Here is a 4,443-nt window from a genome sequence, read left to right on the forward strand (position 1 = left end):
AAAAGTGGCCGTGCAGATGGATCGGATGGGCCATCATGGTGTCATTGACCAGGGTGACCCGGACCCGCTCGTCACGCTCGAAACGGATCGGCTCGACGATCTCCGAGAATTTCCGCCCATCGAAGCCCCACATGAACCGCTCCATGTTGCCGGTCAGGTGAATCTCCATGGTCCGCGAGGGCGGCCGTTGATCCCTGTTCGGGGCCAGTGAGGCGAGGTCTGTGTAGACAAGCACCCGGTGCGGGGCGTCCTCCAGCCCCATGGGACGCTCGCCCAGACGATTGGCGGGGGCGGGGGAAATCATGTCGACCCCGACTCCGACCGCCATGTCGGGCGGGGCGTTTTCGGGATTCCGCATGTCATGGTTCATGCCGCCGTGATCCGTCGGCGCGGCTGCGGCGCCATGGCCCATGGCGCCGTGATCCATCCCCTCGTGGCCCATGGCTCCATGATCCATGCCGCCCATCCCCATGTCGCGCATGGTCAGGGTGGGCACCTCGCGCAGCGGCGGAACCTCGGCCGCCATGCCCGGCCGCGGCGCCAGGGTCGCGCGGCCCATGCCCGATCGATCCACCGACTCGGCCACGACCGTGTAGGCCCGATCGTCGGCCGGGCGGACGATCACGTCATAGGTCTCGGCCACCGAAATCTGGAACTCGTCAATCTCGACGGGCCGGACGTTCTCGCCGTCGGCGTTGACCACCGTCATGGCCAGACCCGGTATGCGCACATTGAAGATCGACATGGCCGAGGCGTTGATGATCCGGAGCCTCACCCGCTCGCCCGGACGGAACAGGCCCGTCCAGTTCTCCTCCGGACCATGGCCGTTGATCAGATAAGTGTAGGTCGTGCCGTTGACGTCGGCGATGTCGCGCGGGTCCATGCGCATGGCCCCCCACATACGCCGCTGCTCCAGGTCCATGCCGTCTTCGCCGGAGATCAGGCCCGACAGGGTCGTGCGCGACTGGTTGAAGTAGCCGGGGCTCTTCTTCAGCTTGTCCAGGATGGTGTGAGGATGCAGGAAGCTCCAGTCCGACAGCACCAGCACATGTTCGCGGTCGTAGGCCACCGGATCGGCGCCGGCCGGATCGATGATCAGGGGACCGTAGTGGCCCATGGCCTCCTGGAGATTGGAGTGCGAATGGTACCAGAAGGTGCCGGACTGGATGACCGGGAACTCGTAAACGAAGGTCTCCTGCGGCCGGATGCCCGGAAAGCTGATACCCGGCACCCCGTCCATGTGGAACGGCAGCAGCACCCCGTGCCAGTGGATCGAGGTGTCCTCGTCCAGGGTGTTGGTCACCGACAGTCGCACGTTCTGGCCCTCGCGCAGCCTGATGAGCGGGGCAGGCAGCGTGCCGTTGACGGTGATGGCGTGACCGGTCCGTCCGCCGACGGTGAAGGGCGAATGGCCGACGCTCAGCGCCACATCCGGGCCGTTCAGGGTCGCAGGTCGGCCCGCAGGCCCGGCGATCCGCTCTGCGCCCAGGCGGGCAGCAGTCCCTGCGCCGCGAACAGGCCGGCGCCGCCCAGGGCGCCGCCCAGCAGCCGTCTTCGATCCACCGCCATCAGCGTCATCTTGTTTGCGTCCTTGATCGTGCCCGGGTGATACCGGGCCTTACGCGGGCGCCGGCGATGTCCCTCGCGACAGACCGCCGCAGGGTCAGTCGCGGCCCGCATCACCCTTTAGCAGTCCCGCCAGAGTTCTGCGCGCCCGCGCGATCCGCAGCTCGACCGCCTTGGGCGTCAGGCCGAGGATGTCGGCGATCTCGTCGTGGGGCCGGTGTTCGAGAACCGCGAGCAACAGGGGCGCCTTTTGCGTGTCGGGAAGGCGGTTGAGCGCCATCTGGACCCGACGCAGCATCATGCGGTCGTGAGTCTGGTCGTCGGGACCGGCGGCCGGGTCGCCAATCGTCATGGCGGCTGGCTCGTCCAGGCCCATGACGCCGCGCACCATGCGCCGCACCCGGCGCCGCCGGCTCCAGTCCCGACACTTGTTCAGGGCGATGACCCGCAGCCAGGCCCCGAACGGCCGGTCAGGATCATAGCGGCCGATTGCCAGCCAGGCCGCCACATAGGTCTCCTGGACCAGATCCATGGCCTCCTCGGAATCGCCCACATAGCGAGCGACAAACCGGTGCAGTTCGGCCTGCGTCGCCGCCATGAGACGCGAGAAGGCCCTGCGGTCGCGGCGCGCCGCCAGCGTTTCATCCGACGGCGTGACCGGCGACACTGCTCAGCCGGCGTCGGACTGAAGCGTGTCCACCACGGCGCGGTCAAAGATCTCGGCCTGCTCCGGCGTCAGCACCGCCCGCATCTCGAACACATGGGCGATGGTCGCCTTCTGAAGCTCTCCCATGGCGCTGTGGAAATGGTCCACGGCCGCCTGAACCTGCGGCGTGTCGCCTTGGCTCTGGGCGATGGCGTCTGAAAGCTCCCGATTGGCGGTGCGGACCTCGGCCTCCAGTCTTGTCCGTTCGGCGGCGAAACGGGCCTCGATCTCGTCCAGCCGCTGGGCCTGTGCCGCCGTAAGGTCCATCTGATCGTGAACCACCTGATGAAGGCTCGGCGCGCTCGTCTCCCGCCCGGTCCAGGTCAGCACGCCCCAGGCGCAGGCGGCGCCGACGACGGCGGCCAGGATCGCCGTGACCAGGGTTGAACGCCAGTCGCTCATCCCAGGGTCGCTCCGACGAACAGGGCGGAGGCCGAAGGGCTGAAGACGGCCAGCTCCGACCGGGTCGAGGCGCGCTCCGGGGCGGCCAGGCCGCTCAGCCCGCCCACCATCGCCGCGACCGTCAGCGCCGCCATCCTGACGCGAGCCGAGCGGGACCGGGCGCCGATCGCCTCCACCTCGCGCCATACCCGCTGCTCCAGCGTATCGAATGCCGGCCTCGCCGCAGCGGGGGTCCGGGAAATCAGACTGTCGAGATCCATCATGATTGTATCCGTCCATGCTCCCAGACATCATACGCAGGATGACCGTCGGCCCCTCGCGAGGGAAAGGCCACTCCACAGCGTAGGCCATGATAGCCGTCATCAGTCCACAGAGGGGACCCACATGCTCCGCTTCACCCTGGCCGCCATCCTGGCTCTCGCTGTCTCGCCCGCTCTGGCGCACGATCCGGCGTCCCCTGCGTCGGCGCACGCCGTGTCCGTGCCGGAAGCCGCCCAGCCGGCGGTGCTGGCGGTGGATGCGTTTCACGCCGCGCTTGACGCCGGCGACAGGGACGCCGCCCTGGCGCTGTTGACCCCTGACGTGATCGTTCTGGAAGAGGGCGGCGCGGAACGCTCACGGGAGCAATACGCCGGGCATCATCTGCCGGCGGACATGGCCTTTGCGGGGGCGACGCGGAGCGAGGTGGCGCGTCGGGCCGCTGTGGTCGAAGGCGACGTGGCCTGGGTGATGACGGAAGGGCGCACCACCGGACGGTTCAACGACCGCGCGGTTGATCGCCTGACCGCCGAGACCATGGTGCTGACGCGGGGCGCCGACGGGTGGCGCATCCGCCATATCCACTGGTCGTCCCGGGCCCCGAACTGACCTCACATGGCGACGGGCGGCATCTGGACGCCCAGGGCCGCCACCAGGCCGAGCAGAGCGACGCCTGCCCCCAGCTCCAAAAGGACGCTGGACCGGAGCCGGCTCAACGCCGCCCCGGCGTCATGCCCGGCGGAGACGGCCCGGTTCAGGGCGGGCGTGAGCACGAACCGGTTCCGGGCGGCCATGGCCAGCATGGCGAGAAAGACCGCCACCTTGGCTGAGAGAAGGAGGCCATAGGCGTTCGTCCCCAAGGCGGCCAGATTGGACGGTCCGATGAGAAAGACGGCGTTGATGATCCCCGTCACCGTGAGGATCACGACCGCGCCGGCGCCTGTAGCCGCGAACCCGCCCAGAGCCCTCGCGAGGCTCGCGGGTCGGCGCCGCTGGAACGCCTCAACAGCAGGCCGAAGGCGATCAGCGCGCCGAGCCAAAGGGCCGCAGCCCACGCATGAACGATGTCCGCCGCCAGATGGAGAAGGCCCGATCCGCCTTCGGTTGAAGCGCCGTGCCCGCTCCAGGCGAAACTGGCGACGGCGCCCAACAACAGGGCCACGGCGATCCACCGGGCAACCCCGCCGCCCCGACCGGCGATGAGCACAAGCGCCGCCGCAAACGCCAGACCGGCCCTCGCGATGTGAGCCCGGCCAAGCTCCGTGGACTGCGCCACATAGGCGACCGCGGTCGGGTCGAGCGCCGCTGTGGCGACGCCCGCCATCATGGCCGTCTGCAGCAGGAGCCCCGCCCCCGCGGACAGCGCCAGGACCAGGATCGAGACCAGCACGACCCGCCCTATGGAGCCGGCTGCGTGCGGCAGGGTGGGCGGGGCGTACAGGATGAACAGCGGCAGGCCCAGCGCCGCCGTCGCCGACAGGAACTGAACCCAGCGCAGGACGACGACGCCG

General features: G+C 69.1%; 6 protein-coding genes and 1 pseudogene. 1 reads left to right on the forward strand and 6 read right to left on the reverse strand.

The annotated features are described in order from the left end of the window. The 4 genes and pseudogenes from MBEBAB_RS14450 to MBEBAB_RS14465 all read right to left on the reverse strand — a co-directional run. Window positions 1-1,569: pseudogene (locus MBEBAB_RS14450) on the reverse strand (copper resistance system multicopper oxidase); the annotation flags it as partial. 94 nt (window positions 1,570-1,663) lie between these two features. Next, window positions 1,664-2,233, reverse strand: a complete 570-nt coding sequence (locus tag MBEBAB_RS14455) for an RNA polymerase sigma factor (RefSeq protein WP_021698727.1) — start codon at window positions 2,231-2,233, stop codon at window positions 1,664-1,666. Window positions 2,234-2,236: 3 nt separating this feature from the next. Beyond that, window positions 2,237-2,674, reverse strand: coding sequence for a Spy/CpxP family protein refolding chaperone (locus MBEBAB_RS14460; RefSeq protein ID WP_021698728.1), 438 nt, complete (start codon window positions 2,672-2,674; stop codon window positions 2,237-2,239). After that, on the reverse strand, window positions 2,671-2,937 hold the full coding sequence (locus MBEBAB_RS14465) for a hypothetical protein (RefSeq protein ID WP_021698729.1): 267 nt from the start codon (window positions 2,935-2,937) through the stop codon (window positions 2,671-2,673). The genes MBEBAB_RS14460 and MBEBAB_RS14465 overlap by 4 nt, the downstream gene beginning before the upstream one ends. Window positions 2,938-3,058: 121 nt before the next feature. Here MBEBAB_RS14465 and MBEBAB_RS14470 point away from each other — a divergent pair, with 121 nt between their 5' ends. Continuing rightward, window positions 3,059-3,541 carry a YybH family protein gene (locus tag MBEBAB_RS14470; protein WP_021698730.1) on the forward strand — a complete coding sequence of 161 codons (483 nt, stop codon included), beginning with the start codon at window positions 3,059-3,061 and terminating at the stop codon, window positions 3,539-3,541. Between the two features lie 2 nt (window positions 3,542-3,543). On the opposite strand, the gene MBEBAB_RS16640 is transcribed toward MBEBAB_RS14470, so the two are convergent. Beyond that, window positions 3,544-3,858 carry a CopD family protein gene (locus MBEBAB_RS16640; protein WP_021698731.1) on the reverse strand — a complete coding sequence of 105 codons (315 nt, stop codon included), beginning with the start codon at window positions 3,856-3,858 and terminating at the stop codon, window positions 3,544-3,546. Next, on the reverse strand, window positions 3,855-4,443 hold a 589-nt coding region (locus tag MBEBAB_RS15905; RefSeq protein ID WP_507725564.1), incomplete at its 5' end, for a CopD family protein. The genes MBEBAB_RS16640 and MBEBAB_RS15905, both read right to left, overlap by 4 nt.

Source organism: Brevundimonas abyssalis TAR-001 (assembly GCF_000466985.1).
GTDB lineage: Bacteria > Pseudomonadota > Alphaproteobacteria > Caulobacterales > Caulobacteraceae > Brevundimonas > Brevundimonas abyssalis.

What these genes read in the sequence shown, in the direction of transcription:
- MBEBAB_RS14460 (WP_021698728.1), bottom strand. Translation starts at nt 2,674, where the DNA reads ATGAGCGACTGGCGTTCAACCCTGGTCACGGCGATCCTGGCCGCCGTC.
- MBEBAB_RS14465 (WP_021698729.1), bottom strand. Translation starts at nt 2,937, where the DNA reads ATGATGGATCTCGACAGTCTGATTTCCCGGACCCCCGCTGCGGCGAGG.
- MBEBAB_RS14470 (WP_021698730.1), top strand. Translation starts at nt 3,059, where the DNA reads ATGCTCCGCTTCACCCTGGCCGCCATCCTGGCTCTCGCTGTCTCGCCC.